This window comes from Streptomyces sp. E11-3 (assembly GCF_046540415.1).
In the GTDB taxonomy this organism is placed as follows: Bacteria; Actinomycetota; Actinomycetes; order Streptomycetales; family Streptomycetaceae; genus Streptomyces.
Window position 1 is genome coordinate 1,864,527 of sequence record NZ_JAZGRL010000002.1, and the last position, 19,514, is coordinate 1,884,040.

Sequence of the window (19,514 nt, forward strand, 5' to 3'; positions counted from 1 at the left end):
CCCCAGCGACACCGCCCCCCGCACCACACACACGTACACCCGCACAGCCGAGGGCACCGCCGCACGCTCCCCCGGACCAAGCCGCCGCACATGAAGCAGCGCCCCCGCCCCCGGCACCGCGTACGGCGTGGCATCCGAGATCCCCCGGATCACCTCGTACGCCGGTTCACCCCCCGGCTCCACCGGCGCGAGCCAGGTCTGCACAAAGACCAGCGGGACATCCCCGTCATTGCGCTCCACATGCCGCACCCCACCCCCCGAACTCAGCCGCTGCACATCGCCGGGCCGCACCACCGACTCGTGCCCCGTCGAGTCCCGGTGGGTCAGCTCGCCCTCGACGACCCAGGTGACGATCTCGGTGTGGCTGTGCCGATGCTCGTCGAAGCCCGCGCCAGGGGCGAGACGCTCCTCGTTGCAGGCGATCACGGCGCCGAAGCGCAGGTTGTCGGGGTCGTAGTGCGGCCCGAAGGAGAAGGCGTGCAGCGACTCGATGCCGCTCCCCGGCTCCCCACCCCGATAGCGCTCAGCGGAGCGTCGTACGTCTATCACACCCCCACGGTAGGGCCTGCCCGCCGTGTAGCCGCCCGGATGAGGCAGTCTTGTCCCGTGCCCCAACCCGAATCGTCGCAGCCCGAACCGTCCCGGCCGCAGCCCGCGGCACGCTCCTCCCAAGCACCCTCGCCCTCTCCCGCGCACCCGTCCTCGTCCTCGTCCTCGCACGCGCACCCGCACTCGCCCTCCCACTCGGCAACCCTCAAGCGGCTGGAGAAATCGTCCGGCAGCCTCGCCGCGCAGGCCATCGCGCGGATGGACGAGACGCTGCCCTGGTACCGGGCGATGCCACCGGAGAACCGGTCCTGGATCGGCCTGGTCGCCCAGGCCGGCATCGCCGCGTTCACCGAGTGGTTCCGGCGCCCCGACGCCCCGCAGGCGATCTCCACGGATGTGTTCGGCACGGCGCCCCGCGAACTGACCCGGGCGATCACCCTGCGGCAGACCGTGGAGATGGTGCGGACGACCATCGAGGTGATGGAGTCCGCGATCGACGAGGTCGCGGCGCCCGGTGACGAGTCGGTGCTGCGCGAGGCGCTGCTGGTCTACGCCCGGGAGATCGCCTTCGCCACCGCCCAGGTGTACGCCCAGGCCGCCGAGGCCCGAGGCGCGTGGGACGCCCGCCTGGAATCCCTCGTCGTGAACGCGGTCCTGTCCGGCGAGGCGGACGAGGGCGCGGTGTCCCGCGCCGCGGCCCTCGGCTGGAACTCCCCGGAGCACGTCTGCGTCGTACTCGGCACCGCCCCGGACGGTGACAGCGAGCTGACCGTGGAGGCCATCCGCCGCGCCGCGCGCCACGCGAAGCTCCAGGTCCTGACCGGCGTGCTGGGCAACCGCCTGGTCGTCATCGCCGGCGGCAGCGACAACCCCCTCGCCGTGGCCAAGGCACTGATCGGCCCGTACGCCGCGGGGCCCGTCGTCGCCGGCCCGGTCGTGCCCGACCTGCTGGCCGCCACCAAGTCCGCGCAGGCCGCGGCCGCGGGGCTGAAGGCGTGCTCGGCCTGGCAGGACGCTACGCGCCCGGTTCTGGCGGACGATCTGCTGCCGGAGCGGGCGATCGCCTCGGACCCTGCTGCCAGGGAGCAGCTGGTGGAGGAGATCTACAGACCGCTGGAGGAGGCCGGCTCCGCACTGCTTGAGACGCTGAGCGTCTATCTGGAGCAGGCGAGCAGCCTGGAGGGCGCCGCGCGGATGCTGTTTGTGCATCCCAACACCGTTCGCTACCGGCTGCGACGTGTGACGGACGTCACCGGATGGTCGCCATCGGACGTCCGTTCGGCGTTCACGCTGCGGATCGCGCTGATCCTGGGGCGTCTGGCAGACGGCGATCAGCCTGCCTAGCCTTTTGTCGAGGACATACAATTCCCCTCGCGGTTCTTCGTCCCTGTCCCCACGGGCGGCACACACCGTCCACAAGAGAGAGTGTGAGAGTGCTCGTACTCGTCGCTCCCGGCCAAGGCGCTCAGACGCCCGGCTTCCTGACCCCCTGGCTCGACCTCCCCGGCGCCGCCGAACGTGTGGCGGCCTGGTCGGACGCCATCGAGCTCGACCTTGCCCACTACGGCACCCAGGCCGACGCGGACGCGATCCGCGACACGGCCGTGGCGCAGCCGCTGCTGGTCGCGGCCGGACTGCTGTCCGCCGCGGCGCTCGGCGACATCAAGGACATCAAGCCGTCCGCCGTCGCCGGCCACAGCGTCGGTGAGATCACCGCGGCCGCCTTCGCCGGTGTCCTGGACGACACCTCGGCGCTGAAGCTGGTTCGGGGGCGCGGTCTGGCGATGGCCGAGGCCGCCGCCATCACGCAGACCGGTATGTCGGCGCTGCTCGGCGGCGATCCGGACGTCAGCGTGGCGCACCTGGAGAAGCTGGGCCTGACCCCGGCGAACGTGAACGGCTCCGGCCAGATCGTGGCCGCGGGCACCCTGGAGCAGCTCGCCGCGCTGGCCGACGACGCGCCCGAGGGCGTGCGCCGGGTGGTGCCGCTGAAGGTCGCGGGCGCGTTCCACACCCACCACATGGCTCCCGCGGTCGCCACACTCGAGGCGGCGGCGCGGGATCTGGCTCCGGCCGACCCGACGGTCACGTACGTCTCCAACAAGGACGGCGAGGCGGTGGCCACCGGCGCTGAGGTGATCTCCCGCCTGGTCGGCCAGGTCGCCAACCCGGTCCGCTGGGACCTGTGCATGGAGACCTTCAAGGAGCTGGGCGTGACCGCCCTCATCGAGGTGTGCCCCGGCGGCACCCTCACCGGTCTCGCCAAGCGCGCCCTGCCGGGTGTCAGGACCCTGGCGCTGAAGACCCCCGATGACCTCGACGCGGCCCGCACGCTCGTCGCCGAGACGGCCTGACAAGGAGCCCCGAGAGCATGTCGAAGATCAAGCCCAGCAAGGGTGCGCCGTACGCGCGCATCCTCGGCGTCGGCGGCTACCGCCCGACCCGGGTAGTGCCGAACGAGGTGATCCTCGAGACGATCGACTCCTCCGACGAGTGGATTCGCTCCCGCTCCGGCATCGCCACCCGGCACTGGGCGAGCGACGAGGAGACCGTGGCCGCGATGTCCATCGAGGCATCCGGCAAGGCGATCGCGGACGCCGGGATCACGGCGGAGCAGATCGGCGGCGTGATCGTCTCGACGGTCTCGCACTTCAAGCAGACCCCGGCCATCGCCACCGAGATCGCCGACAAGCTCGGCACGGACCGTGCCGCCGCCTTCGATATCTCGGCCGGCTGCGCGGGCTTCGGCTACGGCCTGACCCTGGCCAAGGGCATGATCGTCGAGGGTTCGGCCGAGTACGTCCTGGTGATCGGCGTGGAGCGGCTGAGCGACCTCACCGACCTGGAGGACCGCGCGACGGCCTTCCTGTTCGGCGACGGCGCGGGCGCGGTCGTGGTCGGCCCCTCCCAGGAGCCGCAGATCGGCCCGACCGTCTGGGGCTCGGAGGGCGACAAGTCCGAGACGATCAAGCAGACCGTGCCGTGGTCGGACTACCGCGGCGCGTCGGCCGAGGAGCTTCCCAAGTTCCCGGCCATCACGCAGGAAGGCCAGGCGGTGTTCCGCTGGGCCGTGTTCGAGATGGCGAAGGTCGCCCAGCAGGCGCTGGACGCGGCCGGAATCAGCGCGGACGACCTGGACGTCTTCATTCCGCACCAGGCCAACATGCGGATCATCGACTCGATGGTGAAGACCCTCAAACTGCCGGAGCATGTCACGGTCGCCCGTGACATCGAATCCACCGGCAACACCTCGGCCGCCTCGATCCCGCTCGCTATGGAGCGGCTTCTGGCGACCGGCGAGGCGAAGAGCGGCGACACCGCGCTCGTCATCGGCTTCGGGGCGGGTCTCGTGTACGCCGCCACGGTCGTTACCCTCCCCTAGGCACCAGCCGGACTTTCCGGCAGGACGCCGACACACCACCTGATACATACGAAGGAGCGCCAACATGGCCGCCACCCAGGAAGAGATCGTTGCCGGTCTCGCCGAGATCGTGAACGAGATCGCCGGTATCCCGGCCGAGGACGTCAAGCTGGACAAGTCCTTCACCGACGACCTGGACGTCGACTCGCTGTCCATGGTCGAGGTCGTCGTCGCCGCCGAAGAGCGCTTCGACGTGAAGATCCCGGACGACGACGTCAAGAACCTCAAGACCGTCGGCGACGCCGCGGACTACATCCTCAAGCACCAGGCCTGAGCCTGACGCGCGAGTAACGCCACCCGGCGGTGGCGCCGTCTGTTCGGCATCCATCGCCCCATTCCAAGACGTGGAGAAAGAATTCCTGTGAGCTCGACCAATCGCACCGTGGTCGTCACCGGTATCGGCGCAACCACACCGCTGGGTGGCGACTCCGCATCGACCTGGGAAGGTCTGCTTGCGGGACGCTCCGGCGTCAAGCCTCTCGAAGGAGAGCGCTTCGCCGACCTTCCGGTCCGTATCGCCGCCCCCGCGGCGGTCGATCCGGCCGATGTACTGCCCCGCCCGCTGGCCCGCAAGCTGGACCGCTCGGCGCAGTTCGCGCTGATCGCGGCCCGCGAGGCCTGGGCGGACGCCGGCTACACCGCCAAGGCTGGTGAGGACGACAAGATCGTCCCCGAGCGCCTCGGCGCGGTCATCGCCTCCGGTATCGGCGGCGTGACCACCCTGCTCGACCAGTACGACGTGCTCAAGGAGAAGGGCGTACGCCGCGTCTCCCCGCACACCGTCCCGATGCTGATGCCGAACGGCCCGTCCGCCAACGTCGGACTCGAGGTCAACGCCCAGGCCGGTGTGCACACCCCGGTCTCGGCCTGCGCGTCGGGCGCCGAGGCCATCGGCTACGCCGTCGAGATGATCCGCACCGGCCGTGCCGACGTGGTCGTCGCCGGTGGCACCGAGGCGGCCATCCACCCGCTGCCGATCGCGGCCTTCGCCAACATGATGGCGATGTCCAAGAACAACGACGAGCCCGAGAAGGCCTCGCGTCCCTACGACAAGTCCCGTGACGGCTTCGTACTCGGCGAGGGTGCCGGGGTCGTCATCCTGGAGTCGGCCGAACACGCCGCCGCGCGTGGCGCCCGGGTCTACGCCGAGGTGCTGGGCCAGGGCCTGTCGGCCGACAGCCACCACATCGCGCAGCCCGAGCCGACCGGCCGCGGTGTCGCCGCCGCGCTGCAGAACCTGCTCGACACCACCGGCCTCAAGCCGGAGGAGGTTGTGCACCTGAACGCGCACGCCACCTCGACGCCGCAGGGCGACCTCGCCGAGATCAAGGCGCTGCGCAAGGTGCTCGGCGACGACATGGACCACATCGCCGTGTCCGGTACGAAGTCGATGACCGGCCACCTGCTGGGCGGCGCCGGCGGTATCGAGACCGTCGCCACGGTGCTCGCGCTGTACCACCGGATGGCCCCGCCGACCATCAACGTCGAGGACCTCGACGACGAGGTGGACGCGGACGTCGTACGCGGTGAGGCGCGCGCGCTGCCCGAGGGCACCATCGCGGCGATCAACAACTCCTTCGGCTTCGGCGGCCACAACGTGGTCCTCGCCTTCCGAAGCGTCTGATCACGCCCTACGCACGATGAAGGCCCGCCCGGAACGATCCGGGCGGGCCTTCCGCGTTTCTGCTCTCCACCTGCGTCGCCTGTGACTACACGACCTGGTGCAGCCAGCGGACCGGCGCGCCCTCGCCCGCGTACCGGAACGGCTCCAACTCGTCGTCCCAGGGCTTGCCGAGGAGCTTGGTGAGCTCGGACTCCAGCTCCGTCTCGCCGCGCTGGGCGCGGGCCAGCGCGGCACGCAGCCGGTCCTCGGGGATCAGGATGTCGCCGTGGACGCCGGTGACCGCGTGAAAGATTCCGAGCTCGGGCGTGGCGCTGTAGCGCTCGCCCTCGGCACCGGCGCGGGGCTCCGATGTGACCTCGAAGCGCAGCAGCTGCCAGCCGCGCAGCGCGGAGGCCAGCTTGGAGGCGGTGCCCGGCTCGCCCTGCCAGGAGAACTCGGCTCTCCAGGTGCCGGGAGACGCGGGTTGTCTGATCCAGTCGAGGCTCACCCGCACGCCGAGAACGCCCGCGACTGCCCATTCGACGTGCGGGCACAGCGCGCGCGGCGCGGAGTGCACATACAGAACTCCACGTGTCGTCACCGGGACCTCCGCAAAATCCAGGAAAATCCAACAAAACGGACAGATCTGACGTGATGTAATTTAGCGGAACCGAGGCAGTGGTGGGTCACTGGGTCGACTGGGGCCAAGCTATCGTGCGGCCGCGGCCCGAGTGTGACGTACCGTCGCTCCAGGGGCGAGGAAACACCAAGCTTTCACTCGGCAGGGCGCCCTGACTGTCGCAGAGGGGACGGGAAGATGGGGAAGAACGGCATACGCCGTACCGGTGCCACCGTCACGACCATGACGGTGGCACTCCTGGCCGGGATGTTGGTCGGCTGTGATCCCAGCGGGGACGCGGCCCCCGTACCGACGAACGACTCGGCCGTGGCCAAGAGCGCGCCCTCGGCGGAACCCACGCCTCAGTGGAACCCCGAACCGGCGTCGATGGCCGCCGTGGGAGACTCGATCACCCGGGCCTTCAACACCTGCAAGGTGCTCGCCGACTGCCCCGAGGAGTCCTGGGCGACCGGCACCGACGACGAGGTGCGGAGCCTGGCGACCCGCCTGCTCGGGAAGGACGCGGCCGACCAGAGCTGGAACTACGCCAGGTCCGGGGCCAGGGTGTCGGCCCTGACGGAGCAGATGAAGCAGGCCGCCGAGAAGTCGCCCGAGCTGGTGACCGTACTGATCGGCGCCAATGACGCCTGCCGCGGGGATGTGACCGCGATGACCCCGGTGTCCACGTTCCGGGCGGACTTCGAGGACGCGATGCGGGCGCTGCGCCGCGAGGAGCCGAAGACCCAGGTGTACGTGATGAGCGTGCCGGACCTGAAGCGGCTCTGGTCCGAGGGGCGCGGCAGCGCGGAGGGCCGGAAGATGTGGAAGCTGGGCATCTGCCCGGCGATGCTGGCCGACGCGACCGCCACGGACAAGGCGTCGATGCAGCGCCGGGACACGGTACGCGAACGGGTGATGGCGTACAACGAGGTGCTGCGGAAGGTGTGCGCCGATGACCCGTACTGCCGTTACGACGGCGGGGAGGTCTTCAACTTTCCCTTCACCACCGCGCAGTTGAGCAAGGTGGACTGGTTCCACCCGAGCAAGGACGGCCAGTCCGAGCTCGCGGAGGCCGCCTACCGCGGGGTGACCGCGCGAAAGCCCCCGGCGTAGGCGGCGAGGGCCAGGCCTGCCGGGGGTGTTCGCACGTCGACCGGTCAGACGGCGAGCTCTGCCCGCAGCCGGGGGTCCGTGAGGGAGCGGCTCGCCTGGACCTCGTACGCACCGCTGACGAGGGACCAGGCTCCCGCACTCTCGTCCCAGATCTCGAAGGCGCGGCGCGGGAGTTCGATGCGCGCCTCGACGCTCTCACCGGGCGCCGCCGCCACTGAGGCGAAGCCGGCCAGCCAGCGGGCCGGGCGCTCCACGGAGTCCTGGACCGGTGCCAGATAGATCTGGACGACCTCGCGGCCGGGGCGGGTGCCGGTGTTGCGGACCCGGACGGTGGCCGATGTGGGGGTCACCTCCAGGGACTCGTACGCCCAGTCGGTGTAGCCGAGTCCATGCCCGAAGGCGTAGGACGGGGCGGCGCCGGACTTCTCCCAGGCGCGGTAGCCGATGAACAGGCCTTCGGTGTAGGGGAGTTCGCCGTCGGTCGGGGTGACATCGGTGACGGGGGCGTCGGCCAGCGCGCCCCAGGTGGTGGGGAGGCGGCCGCCGGGCTCTTCGGTGCCGGTGAGGACGTCGGCGAGGGCGGCGCCGCCTTCCTGGCCGGGGAACCAGCTGAGCAGCACGGCCGCGACATCCTCGCGCCAGGGGAGTTCGACGGGCGAGCCCGCGTTGACGACCACGACGGTGTTCGGGTTGGCGGCGGCCACGGCGCGCACCAGGTCGTCCTGACGGCCCGGCAGCTTCAGGTCGGCGCGGTCGAAGCCCTCGGACTCGACGCGGTCGGTGGTGGCGACCACGACGACGGCGGTGTCGGCGTCCCGCGCGGCGGCCACGGCCTCGGCGATCAGCGCGTCGGCGTCGTGCTGCGGGTCGCGGTGGACCAGGGAGAAGCCGACGGCCTGGATCGGGGCGTCGACCGCCTTGGCGACGGTGTACGTGAGGCTCACCTCGGTCTCGGTGCCCGCGCTCAGCTCTACCTGGCCGCGCTCGACGGGCGCCCCGAAGAACGCCTCGAACGGGTCGGCTTCGGCTCCCAGGCCCTGCGCTCCGGTGTAGAGCTCGCGGCCCCCGACGGTGAGGGTGAAGCCGCCGAGTCCCCGGGTGCCGAAGGAGTGGACGCCGCTTTCTCGCGGGGTGAAGGTGCCGGTCAGCTCGACGGTGTGCAGCGCGTCGTAGGTGACACCGTCGGGCAGGTCGCCGCCGAGCCACTGGATCATGCCGCTGGGCGCGGTGGCGGTGCCGAGGGTGCGTCCCTCGGCGTCCCGGCAGACGACGCTCAGGACGAACCCCTGGTCCGCGACGGTGAGTTCGTCGTTGGGGTCGGCGCCGACGCGGTAGCTGAGTACGTCCTCGGGGAGCGCGGCGGTCAGCCCGTCCAGCGGCGAGACGATCCGCTCGGGGAAGACGGTGGCGGAGCCGCCGCCGAGCACCCGGGCGTCCCGTGCGGCGGCGCCGCTGAGCGCGACCTTGCGTACGTGCGCGGGGTCGATCGGCAGAGCGTCGCGCTCGTTGCGTACGAGGACGAGGGAGCGGCGGGCCACCTCGCGGGCCAGCGCTGCGCCGTCGACGGCGGCGGGTGGCTGGGCGACCACCGGCTCGGCGCCGTCGAGCGCCCCGACCCGCGCGGCGAGCCGCAGCACCCGGCGCACCGCGTCGTCGACGGTGGCCTCCGCGACCTCGCCTGCCCGGACGGCGGCGGCGAGCGCGGGCCCGTACACGGTCTGGGGTCCCGGCATGGCGACGTCGAGGCCGCCCTCGATCGCGCCCTTGGTGCTCCGGGCTGCCATCCAGTCGGAGACGTTGAACCCGTCGAAGCCCCACTCACCCCGCAGGACTTCGTTGACCAGGTACCGGTGCTCGGTCATCGTTGTGCCGTTGACCTGGTTGTAGGCCGTCATGATGCCCCACGGGTGGGCGCCTGTGACGATGGTTTCGAACGGCGCCAGGTAGAGCTCGCGCAGCGGCCTCGGCGGCACCGTGTTGTTCACCGTGAAGCGGTCGGTCTCGGCGTCGTTGGCGACGAAGTGCTTGACGGTGGTGCCGACCCCGCCCTCCTGAACGCCCTTCACATAGCCGGAGCCGATCTGCCCGGTGAGGTACGGGTCTTCGGAGTAGCACTCGAAGTGGCGTCCGCCGCGCGGCGAACGGTGCAGGTTCACGGTGGGCGCGAGCAGGACGTGCACCCCCTTGCGGCGGGCCTCCTGGGCGAGCAGCCGCCCGGCCCGCCGGGCGAGCGCCGGGTCCCAGGTGGCCGCGAGCGCGGTCGGCGACGGCAGCGCGACCGACGGGTCGTCGGCGCTCCAGCGCACTCCGCGTACCCCGACCGGGCCGTCGGACATCACCAGGGACTTCAGCCCGATCTCCGGAAGCTCGGGCAGGGTCCACATGTCCTGTCCGGCGAGCAGCCGGGCCTTGGCGTCGAGGTCGAGCTTGCCGAGCGCCGCCTCGACGACCGCCTCACGCTGCTGGTCTGCCGCCTTACGGTCCTGGTCTGCCTGGGTGCGCACGCTGTCCGCCATGGCCGTACCTCCTCATTGAAGCCGCTGCGATGCCCTCCATCCTGCCTCGCTTACCTGTAGACCGGTAGGTTTCGTTATCTGAGCGTTATTATCGGATGGCATACGGTCCTCTCAGCAGGTGTGCGGGGCCACGGGAGGGAAGCGGACGATGGCAGCCAGGGCCAGGAGCGAGGAGCGGCGCGCGGAAATCGTGCGCGCGGCCCTGGAGGTGATCGCCGAGCGCGGCTACCGGGGCGCGAGCCTGGGCGCGGTGGCCGAGCGCGTCGGTCTCACTCAGCAGGGCCTGCTCCACCACTTCCCCACCAAGGCGGCGCTCCTGGTCGCCGTCCTGGAGGAGCGCGACCAGTGGGACGCGGTACCGGCCCGCGAGTGGCGCCTTGACCTGCTGGCCTCCCTGGTCGACTACAACGCCATGCGCCCCGGCATCGTGCAGACCTTCTCGGCCCTGCTCGGCGAGAGCGTCACCGACGGCCACCCGGCACGGGACTACTTCACGGACCGGTACACCACGGTGCGGGCGTCCATGGCGACGGTCCTGCGCGCCGAGTACGGCGACCGACTACCGAGCGGCCTGACCCCGGAGCAGGCCGCGCCGCTGCTGGTGGCGGTGATGGACGGGCTGCAGTACCAGTGGCTGCTCGACCCGGACGCGGTGGACATGCCGGCGGCGTTCCGCGCCTTCCTGACGCTGCTCGAAGGGCACGTCGACAGGTCCTGAGCGGCCTCACTGAGACCGCTCGGCCGCACTGCTCTGTCGCCCAGGGCGTCAGGCGCCTATCGCGGCCAGCACCTCCACCTCGATCAGCGCTTCTGGCCTGAAGAGTCTCGACACCTCGACCGTGGTGCTCGTGGGTGGAGTGCCGGGGAAGAACTCCTTGCGGACGGCGCCGTATTCGGAGAGCCGCGAGATATCGGTCAGATAGCTCCGGATGTTGACGACGTCGCCGAGGGTCGCGCCGTGCGCCTTGAGGAGGGCGTCGATCGCCTCAAGGACTCGGCGGCTCTGGGTGGCGAGGTCGGCGCCCTCGGCTATCTGCCCGGAGAGCTGCAACAGGACGCCTCCGCCGGGGAGTTCCATCCGCGCTACCTGGGAGTACGGGCCGAGAGGCTGGGGTGCACCGGGCGGGCTGTCGAGCGTGATCTGCATGGCGAGCTCCTTGTCACTGGCCCGTGCGGATGCGGTGGGCCGCGCGGGCGAGGTCTTCGTGGGCGATGTCGTCCTGGTCGCGCATATGGGCCAGTACCGCCTCCATGACCGGCAGCCGGGCGGCGTCGGTCGCCAGGACCATGTCCTTCTCGGCGAGCGCGATGTCGAAGTGCACGCCCTGCGCCAGTGCGCGTTGGGCGGCGCCCGCGAGATGGCCCTTGAGCAGGGCCGCCTCGGCGGTCTGTGCGGGGACGCCCAGCGTGTCCGCGAGGTTCAGCGCCTCGGCGACCAGGGCCACGCCGCCGATGATCGCGGTGTTCAGCACCAGCTTGAGCGCCGCTCCCGAGCCGAGCGGGCCCGTGTGTGTCACGGTGCCGAAGCAGGCCAACACCTCTTCGACCTCGGCGATGTCACCCCCCGCCAGCACTGAGAGCTCGCCCGCGGCGGCCTTGTCCGTACTGCCGAGTACCGGGGCGTCGACCAGGGTCACTCCGTCGGGCAGGCCCGCCGCCAACGCGCGTACGGCGTCGGGGCCCACGGTGGACATCTCCAGCCAGTACGCCCCCGGACGCAGCGCCGGGACGACCTCGGCGGAGACGGCGCGGAGGGCCTCGGGCCCGGCGAGCATCGTGACCACGACGTCGGCGGCGCGGGCGGCCTCCGCCGGGGTCGGGGCCGCCCGCGCTCCGGCCTCAACCAGCGGGGCGGTCTTCGCGGCCGTGCGGTTCCACACCGTCAACGGGTGCCCTGCCGTGAGCAGGTGACGGGCCATCGGGGCGCCCATGTGGCCGAGTCCCAGGAATGCGATCTCTTTCATGCCTCAACGCTAGGACCGCACAAGCAGTGCGACAAGCGAATGTCTAGCATGCCTACCATGCAGACTCCGCATGGCTCAACGGGCACCTCCACCGCCGCCGCCAACGACCTCTCCACCGCCTGGCTGCGCGTCTTCCTCGACGTGGCGCGGCAGGGCTCCTTCACCGCCGCCGCGCAGTCACTCGGCTTCACCCAGTCCGCCGTCTCCCGTCAGATCTCCTCGCTGGAGTCCGCGCTCGGCGGTGCGCCCCTCTTCGACCGGCTCCCCCGCGGCGTCCACCTCACCGAGCACGGCCGGACGCTGCACCCGCACGCCGAGGCCGTGGTCGAGCGGCTGCACACCGCACGCCGCGACCTGGCCGCGCTGCGTGAACTGGCGGGCGGGCGGCTGCGGGTCGGCGCGTTCCCGACGGCCGACGCGGCGCTGCTGCCCCGCGCGATCGCCACGCTGCACGCCCGGCACCCGCAGATCCGGCTGACCCGCGAGGAGGGCCTCACCGCCGAACAGCTGGCCCGCCTCGACGCCGGGGAGCTGGACCTGGCCGTTGTCTCCACCACGGCGGGCTGTCCCCTGGACGCGTACGAACTGCACCATCTGGTCGACGAGTCGATGTATGTCGCCGTGCACCCCGACCACCCCCTGGCGGGCCGCCGCCGGGTCCGGCTCGCCGAACTCGCCGACGACGACTGGATCTCCGGCAGCCCGCGGATCGAGCGGAGCCTGCTGCATCCGTCGGTCCGCGACGGTTTCCGGCCGCGGGTCGCGCATCTGGCGGCGGAGTGGATCGCCAAGCAGGGCTATGTCGCCGCGGGCCTCGGCGTCACCCTGATCCCGGCCCTGACCGCGGAGTCCGTACGCCCCGACATCACGCTCATCCCCGTACACGAGGACGACGCCCCGGCCCGCACGGTGTACGCGGCGACCCCGCGGGGCCGGTCGCTGTCCCCGGCGGCCGTGGCGTTCGTCGGGGCGCTGCGGGAGGCGGTGGACGGCCCGGGTCTTGCCCGCGCACCACATGACTGAGGGCCGCATGACTGAGGGCCGCACCCCCGCCGAGGTGCGGCCCTTAGCCGTATACGCGGTGACACACCCACGCGGAGTGTGCGCGAAGGATCAGGCGAGCGCGAGGCCCACCGTGATGTTGCCGCGGGTCGCCTTGGAGTACGGGCAGACCTGGTGGGCCTTCTCGATCAGGGACTTGGCGGTGGCCGCGTCCAGGGTCGGGATGGCGGCCTTGATCGCGACGATGATGCCGAAGCCCTCGTCGTTCTGGCCGATGCCGACCTCGGCGGTCACGGTGGCGCCCGTGATGTCGACCTTCTCGTTCCGGGCGACGACGCCGAGCGCACCCTGGAAGCAGGCGCTGTAGCCGGCCGCGAAGAGCTGCTCGGGGTTGGTGCCGTCGCCGGAGCCGCCCATCTCCTTCGGCGGGTTGACGACGACGTCGAGCTTGCCGTCGGTGGTGGCGACGCGGCCGTCGCGGCCGTTCTCCGCGGTGGCTATCGCGGTGTACTTCACGTCGGACTGCTGGATGGCCATAAGAAGCTGTTCCTCCTGTTGTACGCCGCCGCGGCTCGCGCCCACGACCCCGACGGCTGCCACCAGAGCCTAGCTGGTCGGGCTGACGATCATCTTTCCGGTGTTGTCACCCCGGAGCATGCCCAGGAACGCCTCGACGCCGTTCTCGATGCCCTCGACGAAGGTCTCGTCGTACTTGAGCTCGCCGGAGGCGATCCAGCCCGCTACCTCGCGGACGAACTCGGGCTGCAGGTCCGCGTGGTCGCCGACGAGCATGCCCTGCAGGCGCAGCCGCTTGCCGATGACCATGGCCATGTTGCGCGGCCCAGGGGTGGGCTCGGTCTCGTTGTAGCCGGCGATCATGCCGCAGATCGTGACCCGGCCGTGCACGTTCAGGCGGCTGATGGCGGCCTCCAGGTGCTCGCCGCCGACGTTGTCGAAGTAGACGTCGATGCCGTCGGGGGCGGCCTGCTTGAGCTGCTCGGCGACCGGGCCGTTCTTGTAGTTGAAGGCCGCGTCGAAGCCGTACTCCTCGACCAGCTTCTTGACCTTCTCGTCGGAGCCCGCCGAGCCGATGACCCGGGACGCGCCCTTGAGCTTGGCGATCTGGCCGACCTGGCTGCCGACGGCACCCGCGGCGCCGGAGACGAAGACCGCGTCACCCTCCTTGAAGGAGGCGACGTCGAGCAGACCGGCGTACGCGGTGAGGCCCGTCATGCCGAGGACGCCGAGGTACGCGGAGGGCGGGGCCAGCGAGGTGTCGATCTTCTTGGCGTGCTGGGCCGGGAGGTCGGCGTGGTCGCGCCAGCCGAGGCCGTGCAGGACGTGGTCGCCGACCGCGAAGCCCTCGGCGTTGGAGGCGATGACCTCGCCGACCGCGCCGCCGTCCATCGGCTGGTCCAGCTGGAAGGGCGCGACGTACGACTTCACGTCGTTCATCCGGCCGCGCATGTACGGGTCCACCGAGAAGTGGTGGTTGCGGACCAGGATCCGGCCCTCGGCGGGGGCGGTGACAGGGGTCTCACGCAGGGCGAAGTCGGCCGGGGTCGGCCAGCCGTGCGGGCGGGCGACCAGGTGCCAGGCGCGGCTGACGGTGGGGAGTGCGGACATGAGGGTGCGGCCTCCTGGTGGTGATCCGTGTCTCGGCCCGGGGCCCGGTCCGATCACTGGGGCAATTACTTCAGGTACTGAAACAACCATGCTCCTGGATATTTCATATTGTCAAGTAAATGGGTAGAGTGGGGGCATGGCCAGCACCCGTACAGACCCCCTGACCCTTGAGGTGGTCGAGCTCATCGGCACCGTCGTGGCGCGCTACCACACGGAGTACGAGCTCGCCGCGGGTCAGCACTCGCTGACCGGCGCCCAGGCGCGCGTCCTCACGCTGCTCGCGATGGCGCCGATACCGATGCGGCGGGTCGCGGAGACCCTGAAGTGCGAGCCGTCCAACGTCACCGGCATCGTGGACCGGCTTGAGGCGCGCGGCCTGGTCGAGCGGCGCCCCGACCCGGCCGACCGCCGGGTGAAGCTGGCGGCGGTCACGGAGGCGGGGCGGCAGACCGCGCGGGACCTCAGGGACGGCCTGGACTTCGCGCGCGAGCCCCTGGCGGAGCTGACCCGGGACGACCGGGTGGCCCTGCGGGATCTGCTGCGCAGGATGCTGGGCGAGCGGACGTAAAGGCCCCGCAGGATGCTGGGCGAGCGGACGTAAAGGCCCCGCAGGATGCTGGGCGAGCGGACGTAAAGGCCCCGCAGGATGCTGGGCGAGCGGGCGTGAAGGCCCCGCAGGATGCTGGGCGAGCGGGCGTAAAGGCCCCGCAGAATGCTGGGCGAGCGGACGTAAAGGCCCCGCAGGATGCTGGGCGAGCGGGCGTAAAGGCCCCGCAGGATGCTGGGCGAGCGGGCGTAAGGGCCCGCGGGACGCCGGGCGAGCGGGCCCGATGGCGTCCGCGGGATGCCGGACGAGGAGGCGTAGGGCCTGCCCCCGAGGCAGGCCCCCGGGCCTCACCCGCCCAGCGCCCCCCGCAGCCGCTGTGCGCGCAGCACCAGCTCCAGTTCGAAGCGGCGGTCCGGGTCGTCGACCTCGTCGCCCCACAGCTCCCTGATCTGCCGCAGCCGGTAGCGGACCGTCTGCGGATGCACCCCGAGCCGGGCCGCGACCTCGGGGGCGCCGCCCCGGGTCTCCAGCCAGGCCAGCAGGGTCTCGGCGAGGCGGCGGCCGTGTGCCGGGCCGCAGTGGGTGAGCGGGGCCAGGCAGCGGCGGGCCAGGTCGTCGATCAGTTCCTCGGGCTGCAGGAGCACCAGCGCCTCGGTGTGCTCGGTGCAGAACAGCACCTCGCCGCCGGGCAGCAGCCCCCGCTCCATCAGGCGTACGGCCGCCTCCGCCCAGCGCAGCGACTTGGCCGCGTCGACCAGCGGCACCGGCGGTCCGATCGCGCCCGACCAGCCGGTCATGGCGCGGCGCAGCAACTCGGGGCGGCCCGCCGCGTCGGGTTCGGGCACGACCATCCGGGGCTGCTCGGTCTCCATGTCGAGCAGGACGCCCTGGCCGACGGCGGGCGCGACGGCCTCCCTGGCCGGGCGCAGCAGCACCCCGACGGCCACGGTCTGCGGCAGCGGCCAGCCGATTCGGGCGGCCCGCTCCCCCAGGGCGTCGGACGGGTCGGCGCCGCGGTGCTCGGCGAGCAGCAGTTCCATCAGCTTGCGCTGGAGGCGCAGCCGCTCGCCGGCCTGACGTGCCGCGGCTTCCGCGTAGCCGCGTACGGACTGGTCCACAAGGCCGTCCAGATACTCGAAGCCCGCCTCGGCCAACTCGTACATGGCGGGTGGCGGAATCTCCACCTGCTGTCCGATCTCGGCGAGGCGGCGCCAGGCGAGGCGCACCCCCAGCCGGTAGACGGCCTGCAATGAGTCGAGCGAGCGGCCGTGCAGGCCCTCGCCGCGGCCGAACTCCTGAAACACCTCGGGGTGGTAGCGCGGCCGGTTCCCGGCCAGGGCGATCTGCTGGAGGAAGCCCTCAAGCGCGCGGCGGATGCCCACGAGTGCCATCGGCTCGCCGTAGTCGTCCAGGACGAGCGGCAGCTGGGGGTACTCGCGGCGGATCTCGCGCAGGATGTCCTCAGCGAGCACCGGGATCTCGTCCATGGCCAGGGCAGCGAACTGCTTGAGCTGCAGTTGCGGCACCTCGCTCCAGGCGGTCCGTGACACCGCGACCTGCGGGCGCGGCGGACCGCTCTCCGGCAGGTCAGGGGGTGGCGAAGCCGGTACGGACGGGGGATGGCGCGCGGACATGGAGGTCAACGCTCCTGCTGCGCCGTCTCGTAAGTCACCAGCGGATTGTTCGGCTGGTCCGGTGTCGCGTTGAGCAGAGCCACGATGCCGAAGGCGGCACCTACGGCGAGCGCCGCGGCAAAAGCCGTGGTCAGCGCGGCGGCGAGCAGTCTGTGCATGGCTGGGTCAGCCTCTCTTTCGGGGCACCCACCAAGGTCCCCTGCCGGCCCCACCCGGCAGTTGCTCAGTGTCGACAATGGATTGACAGTTCGTCAAGGGTGCGCTTACGTTCCCGCCCCATAAAGGTATGCGCGGATTCTCTGCCGCCACTGCGCCATCGCGTGCCACCTGAGCCGCCTGAGCTGCCTCAAGTCGCCTCGAGCCGCTTCGAAAACCCTTCATCGAACCCTGGAGTGCCCTGATGCGCCGTACAGCCTCTCCATTGTCGCTGACCCTACTCGGCCTGGGCGTGTTTCTGCTGGTCCTGGCCCCGATGCTGTCCTGGTACGTCACGCCACGGGCCAAGGTCAATCCGATAGATATCGATGCGACAACGATATTTACCGGTAAAGGATCGTATTTCGACACAGGTGAGGTCAAAACGCTCACGGGCCAGGACCTCACGATCACCCGGAAGGTGCGCGGCGCCGTAGCCGAGAGCGAGAAGGCCGGCGCGGCGATCTGGGACGTGTCCACCTCGGTGGACCACGAGGGCACGCTGCCCGCCGAGGACCCCAAGGACTCGCTGCAGTGGACCCTGGAGCGCTGGGTGACCGACCGGAAGACCAACCGGCCGGTGCACTGCTGCAAGGAAAAGCCCTACATCGAGGGCGAGGCCTTTCTGAAGATGCCGTTCGACGTGAAGCCCCGCTCCTACCGCCTGTGGGACAGCACCGCAGGTCAGACGGTGGTTCTCGAGTACAAGGGCAAGAAGAAGATCCAGGGCTACGAGGGCATGCACTTCGCCGGCAAGATCGACAAGAAGGACGCGATCAAGACCGGTACGCGACAGGTCCCGGGCGTCCTTGTCGGGTCGAAGGCGGGCGGCCAGGTGATGGCCGAGGAGTGGTACTCCAACCACGCCATCGAGCTCGTCGCCGACCAGCGCACCGGTCGGGTCATCTACGCCCAGACCGGCCCGCGGAAGACCCTGCGGGCCCCCGGAGCCTCAGCGGACGGCGAAGTGGTGCTCCTCGAGAGCGAGAAGATCGCTTTCACCACGGAGACCCAGGAGACCCAGGTCAAACTCGCCAAGGACGGCACCAAGCTGCTGAAGCTGGTCAGCGAGACGCTGCCGATCGGTGGCGGCGGGGCCGGTCTGGCGCTCACCGTGACGGGTGGATTCCTGGTCGTGCGGGGCCGTGATCGCTCTTCGACGCAGGAACCCTCCACAATGTGATGAGACATCAGCCCTAAGTGGGTCCGAAATTATCACTTGGGTGAGTAGCCGCATCGAACAGCGCGGCGAAAACTGTCCATCCCCACCGAACACACACAGCCAGCTCACATCCAACTGGCAACCGGACCCGCACCCACCCGCACGGCCCCGCTCACCGCATTCCCCGCATACGTTCCGCACCCCGAGACGAGTTGGAGCACGGATGCCCCAGCACGTACCTCCTTCGCTACGCGACTCAGCCCCGCTGGGAGGCACAGCAGAAGGCGCTCCGCTCCGCGCCACCAGGACCGGAGCGGTTCCCCCACACCCGCGCCGTATCGTCTTCCTCGCCCACCGCGACCTCGGCAACGAGGCCGCGGGCGGCTCGGAACTCCTCGTCGACCAGCTGGCCGACGGGCTGACCCGACAGGGTCACCAGGTCACCCTGCTGTGCGGGGGCCCGGCGGCGTACCGCGACTACCGTGTCGTGTCCGCCGGCGGCGCCTACGGACACTTCCTCAAGGCCAGGTCCGCCTTCGCACGGCAGGTCGGCGACTGCGACCTGCTGGTCGAGGTCGTCAACGGCATGCCGTACCTGGCGCCGCTGTGGCACCGGGGTCCCACCCTGTGCCTGGTCAACCACGTGCACACCGACCTGTGGGGCATGCGCTACCCCGGTCCCGCCGCCCGGCTGGGCCGAAGACTCGAGCACTGGGCGCTGACCGGCGCCCAGCGCGGCAACCTGCTGGTCGCCGTCTCGCCGTCCACCGAGACGGCGCTGCGGGGCATCGGGGTGCCGAAGGAGCGCATCCGCGTCGTGCACAACGGCGTCGAGGAGCCGGGGCCACTGGCGCCGCGCTCCGAGGAGCCGCTGTTCCTGGCGATGGGACGGCTCGTCGAGTACAAGCGCATCGATCTGCTGCTGCGGCTGTGGGAGCGGGTCCGCCCGGTCACCGGCGGCCGTCTGGTGATCGTCGGCGACGGCCCCGAGCGTGAGCGGCTGCAGCGGATGGCAGGCCCGTCCGTCGAGTTCGCCGGGCATGTCTCCGAGGCCGAGAAGCACCGGCTGCTCTGCGCGGCCTGGATGCTCCTGCACCCCTCGGCCGTGGAGGGCTGGGGCCTGGTCGTCACCGAGGCCGCCACCCGTGGCACGCCCGCCATCGGCTTCGACGTACCGGGTCTGCGGGACTCCATCGAGGACGGTGTCACCGGGCTGCTCGCCCGTGGCGAGTCCTCGTTCGCCGCCGCCTGGTGCACCCTCGCGCTGTCCGCCGAGCGCCGCGCGGCGTTCGGCAAGGCCGCGGCCGACCGGGCGGCCGACTACCGCTGGTCGAACACCGTGCGCCAGTTCCGAGCGGTCGCCGCGGAAGCCGCCGCCACCGCGATACGGCGAAGGTGACCGTACGTGCCGAACGAGCCCATACCCCACCACAGCGAGCCCGCCGCGCCCCGCGCCGCGCGGCAGCCGTCGGCGACCGCGCCCGACGCCTCGCGCTCCCGGCCTCGGCCGACGAACACACAGGCGAAGACACCGGTGAAGACCAAGGCGAAGGCCACCGCGAA

20 protein-coding genes are annotated in these 19,514 nt (G+C 71.1%); 11 read left to right on the forward strand and 9 right to left on the reverse strand.

Going from position 1 to position 19,514, the window contains the following annotated elements; translation table 11 throughout:
- Positions 1-549: pirin family protein (locus tag U9R90_RS27560; RefSeq protein WP_411059382.1), on the reverse strand; the 549-nt coding region annotated here is incomplete at its 3' end.
- Positions 550-588: 39 nt separating this feature from the next.
- On the opposite strand from U9R90_RS27560, the gene U9R90_RS27565 reads away from it, so the two are divergent.
- From U9R90_RS27565 to fabF, 5 genes are all read left to right on the forward strand, one after another.
- The gene (locus U9R90_RS27565; RefSeq protein ID WP_411059383.1) at positions 589-1,893 is read left to right on the forward strand and encodes a PucR family transcriptional regulator; all 1,305 of its coding nucleotides are present in this window, start codon (positions 589-591) and stop codon (positions 1,891-1,893) included.
- An 89-nt stretch (positions 1,894-1,982) separates the two neighbouring features.
- A complete protein-coding gene (locus tag U9R90_RS27570; RefSeq protein ID WP_411059384.1) occupies positions 1,983-2,903 on the forward strand; it encodes an ACP S-malonyltransferase in 921 nt (306 codons plus the stop codon).
- 17 nt (positions 2,904-2,920) lie between these two features.
- Entirely contained in the window at positions 2,921-3,931 is a 1,011-nt protein-coding gene (locus tag U9R90_RS27575; protein ID WP_411059385.1) for a ketoacyl-ACP synthase III, read from the forward strand.
- Between the two features lie 64 nt (positions 3,932-3,995).
- Positions 3,996-4,244, forward strand: coding sequence for an acyl carrier protein (locus U9R90_RS27580; protein ID WP_411059386.1), 249 nt, complete (start codon positions 3,996-3,998; stop codon positions 4,242-4,244).
- 87 nt (positions 4,245-4,331) lie between these two features.
- A complete protein-coding gene (gene fabF, locus U9R90_RS27585; protein WP_411059387.1) occupies positions 4,332-5,594 on the forward strand; it encodes a beta-ketoacyl-ACP synthase II in 1,263 nt (420 codons plus the stop codon).
- Positions 5,595-5,679: 85 nt separating this feature from the next.
- On the opposite strand, the gene U9R90_RS27590 is transcribed toward fabF, so the two are convergent.
- Complete coding sequence (locus U9R90_RS27590) at positions 5,680-6,174, reverse strand: DUF3145 domain-containing protein (RefSeq protein ID WP_411059388.1); 495 nt, start codon at positions 6,172-6,174, stop codon at positions 5,680-5,682.
- A 261-nt stretch (positions 6,175-6,435) separates the two neighbouring features.
- Between U9R90_RS27590 and U9R90_RS27595 the strand changes: the two genes are divergently transcribed.
- Positions 6,436-7,305: an SGNH/GDSL hydrolase family protein gene (locus tag U9R90_RS27595; protein ID WP_411059389.1), complete on the forward strand. Its 870-nt coding sequence runs from the start codon at positions 6,436-6,438 to the stop codon at positions 7,303-7,305.
- A gap of 44 nt (positions 7,306-7,349) precedes the next feature.
- Here the strand turns inward: U9R90_RS27595 and U9R90_RS27600 are convergent, their stop codons facing one another.
- Positions 7,350-9,821 carry a beta-glucosidase family protein gene (locus U9R90_RS27600; RefSeq protein ID WP_411059390.1) on the reverse strand — a complete coding sequence of 824 codons (2,472 nt, stop codon included), beginning with the start codon at positions 9,819-9,821 and terminating at the stop codon, positions 7,350-7,352.
- Positions 9,822-9,969: 148 nt separating this feature from the next.
- On the opposite strand from U9R90_RS27600, the gene U9R90_RS27605 reads away from it, so the two are divergent.
- On the forward strand, positions 9,970-10,539 hold the full coding sequence (locus U9R90_RS27605) for a TetR/AcrR family transcriptional regulator (RefSeq protein WP_411059391.1): 570 nt from the start codon (positions 9,970-9,972) through the stop codon (positions 10,537-10,539).
- A gap of 48 nt (positions 10,540-10,587) precedes the next feature.
- Here U9R90_RS27605 and U9R90_RS27610 read toward each other — a convergent pair whose 3' ends face one another.
- Positions 10,588-10,968: a RidA family protein gene (locus U9R90_RS27610; protein ID WP_411059392.1), complete on the reverse strand. Its 381-nt coding sequence runs from the start codon at positions 10,966-10,968 to the stop codon at positions 10,588-10,590.
- 13 nt (positions 10,969-10,981) lie between these two features.
- Complete coding sequence (locus tag U9R90_RS27615; RefSeq protein WP_411059393.1) at positions 10,982-11,785, reverse strand: NAD(P)-dependent oxidoreductase; 804 nt, start codon at positions 11,783-11,785, stop codon at positions 10,982-10,984.
- Between the two features lie 48 nt (positions 11,786-11,833).
- On the opposite strand from U9R90_RS27615, the gene U9R90_RS27620 reads away from it, so the two are divergent.
- Positions 11,834-12,808 carry a LysR family transcriptional regulator gene (locus U9R90_RS27620; RefSeq protein ID WP_411059394.1) on the forward strand — a complete coding sequence of 325 codons (975 nt, stop codon included), beginning with the start codon at positions 11,834-11,836 and terminating at the stop codon, positions 12,806-12,808.
- A gap of 90 nt (positions 12,809-12,898) precedes the next feature.
- On the opposite strand, the gene U9R90_RS27625 is transcribed toward U9R90_RS27620, so the two are convergent.
- Together U9R90_RS27625 and U9R90_RS27630 are read right to left on the reverse strand one after the other, a co-directional pair.
- Entirely contained in the window at positions 12,899-13,324 is a 426-nt protein-coding gene (locus U9R90_RS27625) for an organic hydroperoxide resistance protein (protein ID WP_411059395.1), read from the reverse strand.
- 69 nt (positions 13,325-13,393) lie between these two features.
- Positions 13,394-14,413 carry an NADP-dependent oxidoreductase gene (locus tag U9R90_RS27630; RefSeq protein WP_411059396.1) on the reverse strand — a complete coding sequence of 340 codons (1,020 nt, stop codon included), beginning with the start codon at positions 14,411-14,413 and terminating at the stop codon, positions 13,394-13,396.
- 136 nt (positions 14,414-14,549) lie between these two features.
- On the opposite strand from U9R90_RS27630, the gene U9R90_RS27635 reads away from it, so the two are divergent.
- On the forward strand, positions 14,550-14,981 hold the full coding sequence (locus U9R90_RS27635) for a MarR family winged helix-turn-helix transcriptional regulator (protein ID WP_411059397.1): 432 nt from the start codon (positions 14,550-14,552) through the stop codon (positions 14,979-14,981).
- A gap of 326 nt (positions 14,982-15,307) precedes the next feature.
- On the opposite strand, the gene U9R90_RS27640 is transcribed toward U9R90_RS27635, so the two are convergent.
- A complete protein-coding gene (locus U9R90_RS27640) occupies positions 15,308-16,594 on the reverse strand; it encodes a helix-turn-helix domain-containing protein (RefSeq protein WP_411059398.1) in 1,287 nt (428 codons plus the stop codon).
- Positions 16,595-16,599: 5 nt separating this feature from the next.
- Positions 16,600-16,752, reverse strand: a complete 153-nt coding sequence (locus tag U9R90_RS27645) for a hypothetical protein (protein WP_411059399.1) — start codon at positions 16,750-16,752, stop codon at positions 16,600-16,602.
- Positions 16,753-16,994: 242 nt separating this feature from the next.
- Between U9R90_RS27645 and U9R90_RS27650 the strand changes: the two genes are divergently transcribed.
- Both U9R90_RS27650 and U9R90_RS27655 read left to right on the forward strand, forming a co-directional pair.
- Positions 16,995-17,972: a DUF3068 domain-containing protein gene (locus U9R90_RS27650; protein WP_411059400.1), complete on the forward strand. Its 978-nt coding sequence runs from the start codon at positions 16,995-16,997 to the stop codon at positions 17,970-17,972.
- Between the two features lie 202 nt (positions 17,973-18,174).
- Positions 18,175-19,350 (forward strand): glycosyltransferase family 4 protein, encoded by a 1,176-nt coding sequence (locus U9R90_RS27655; protein ID WP_411059401.1) that lies wholly within the window; start codon positions 18,175-18,177, stop codon positions 19,348-19,350.
- Positions 19,351-19,514: the final 164 nt, after the last annotated feature.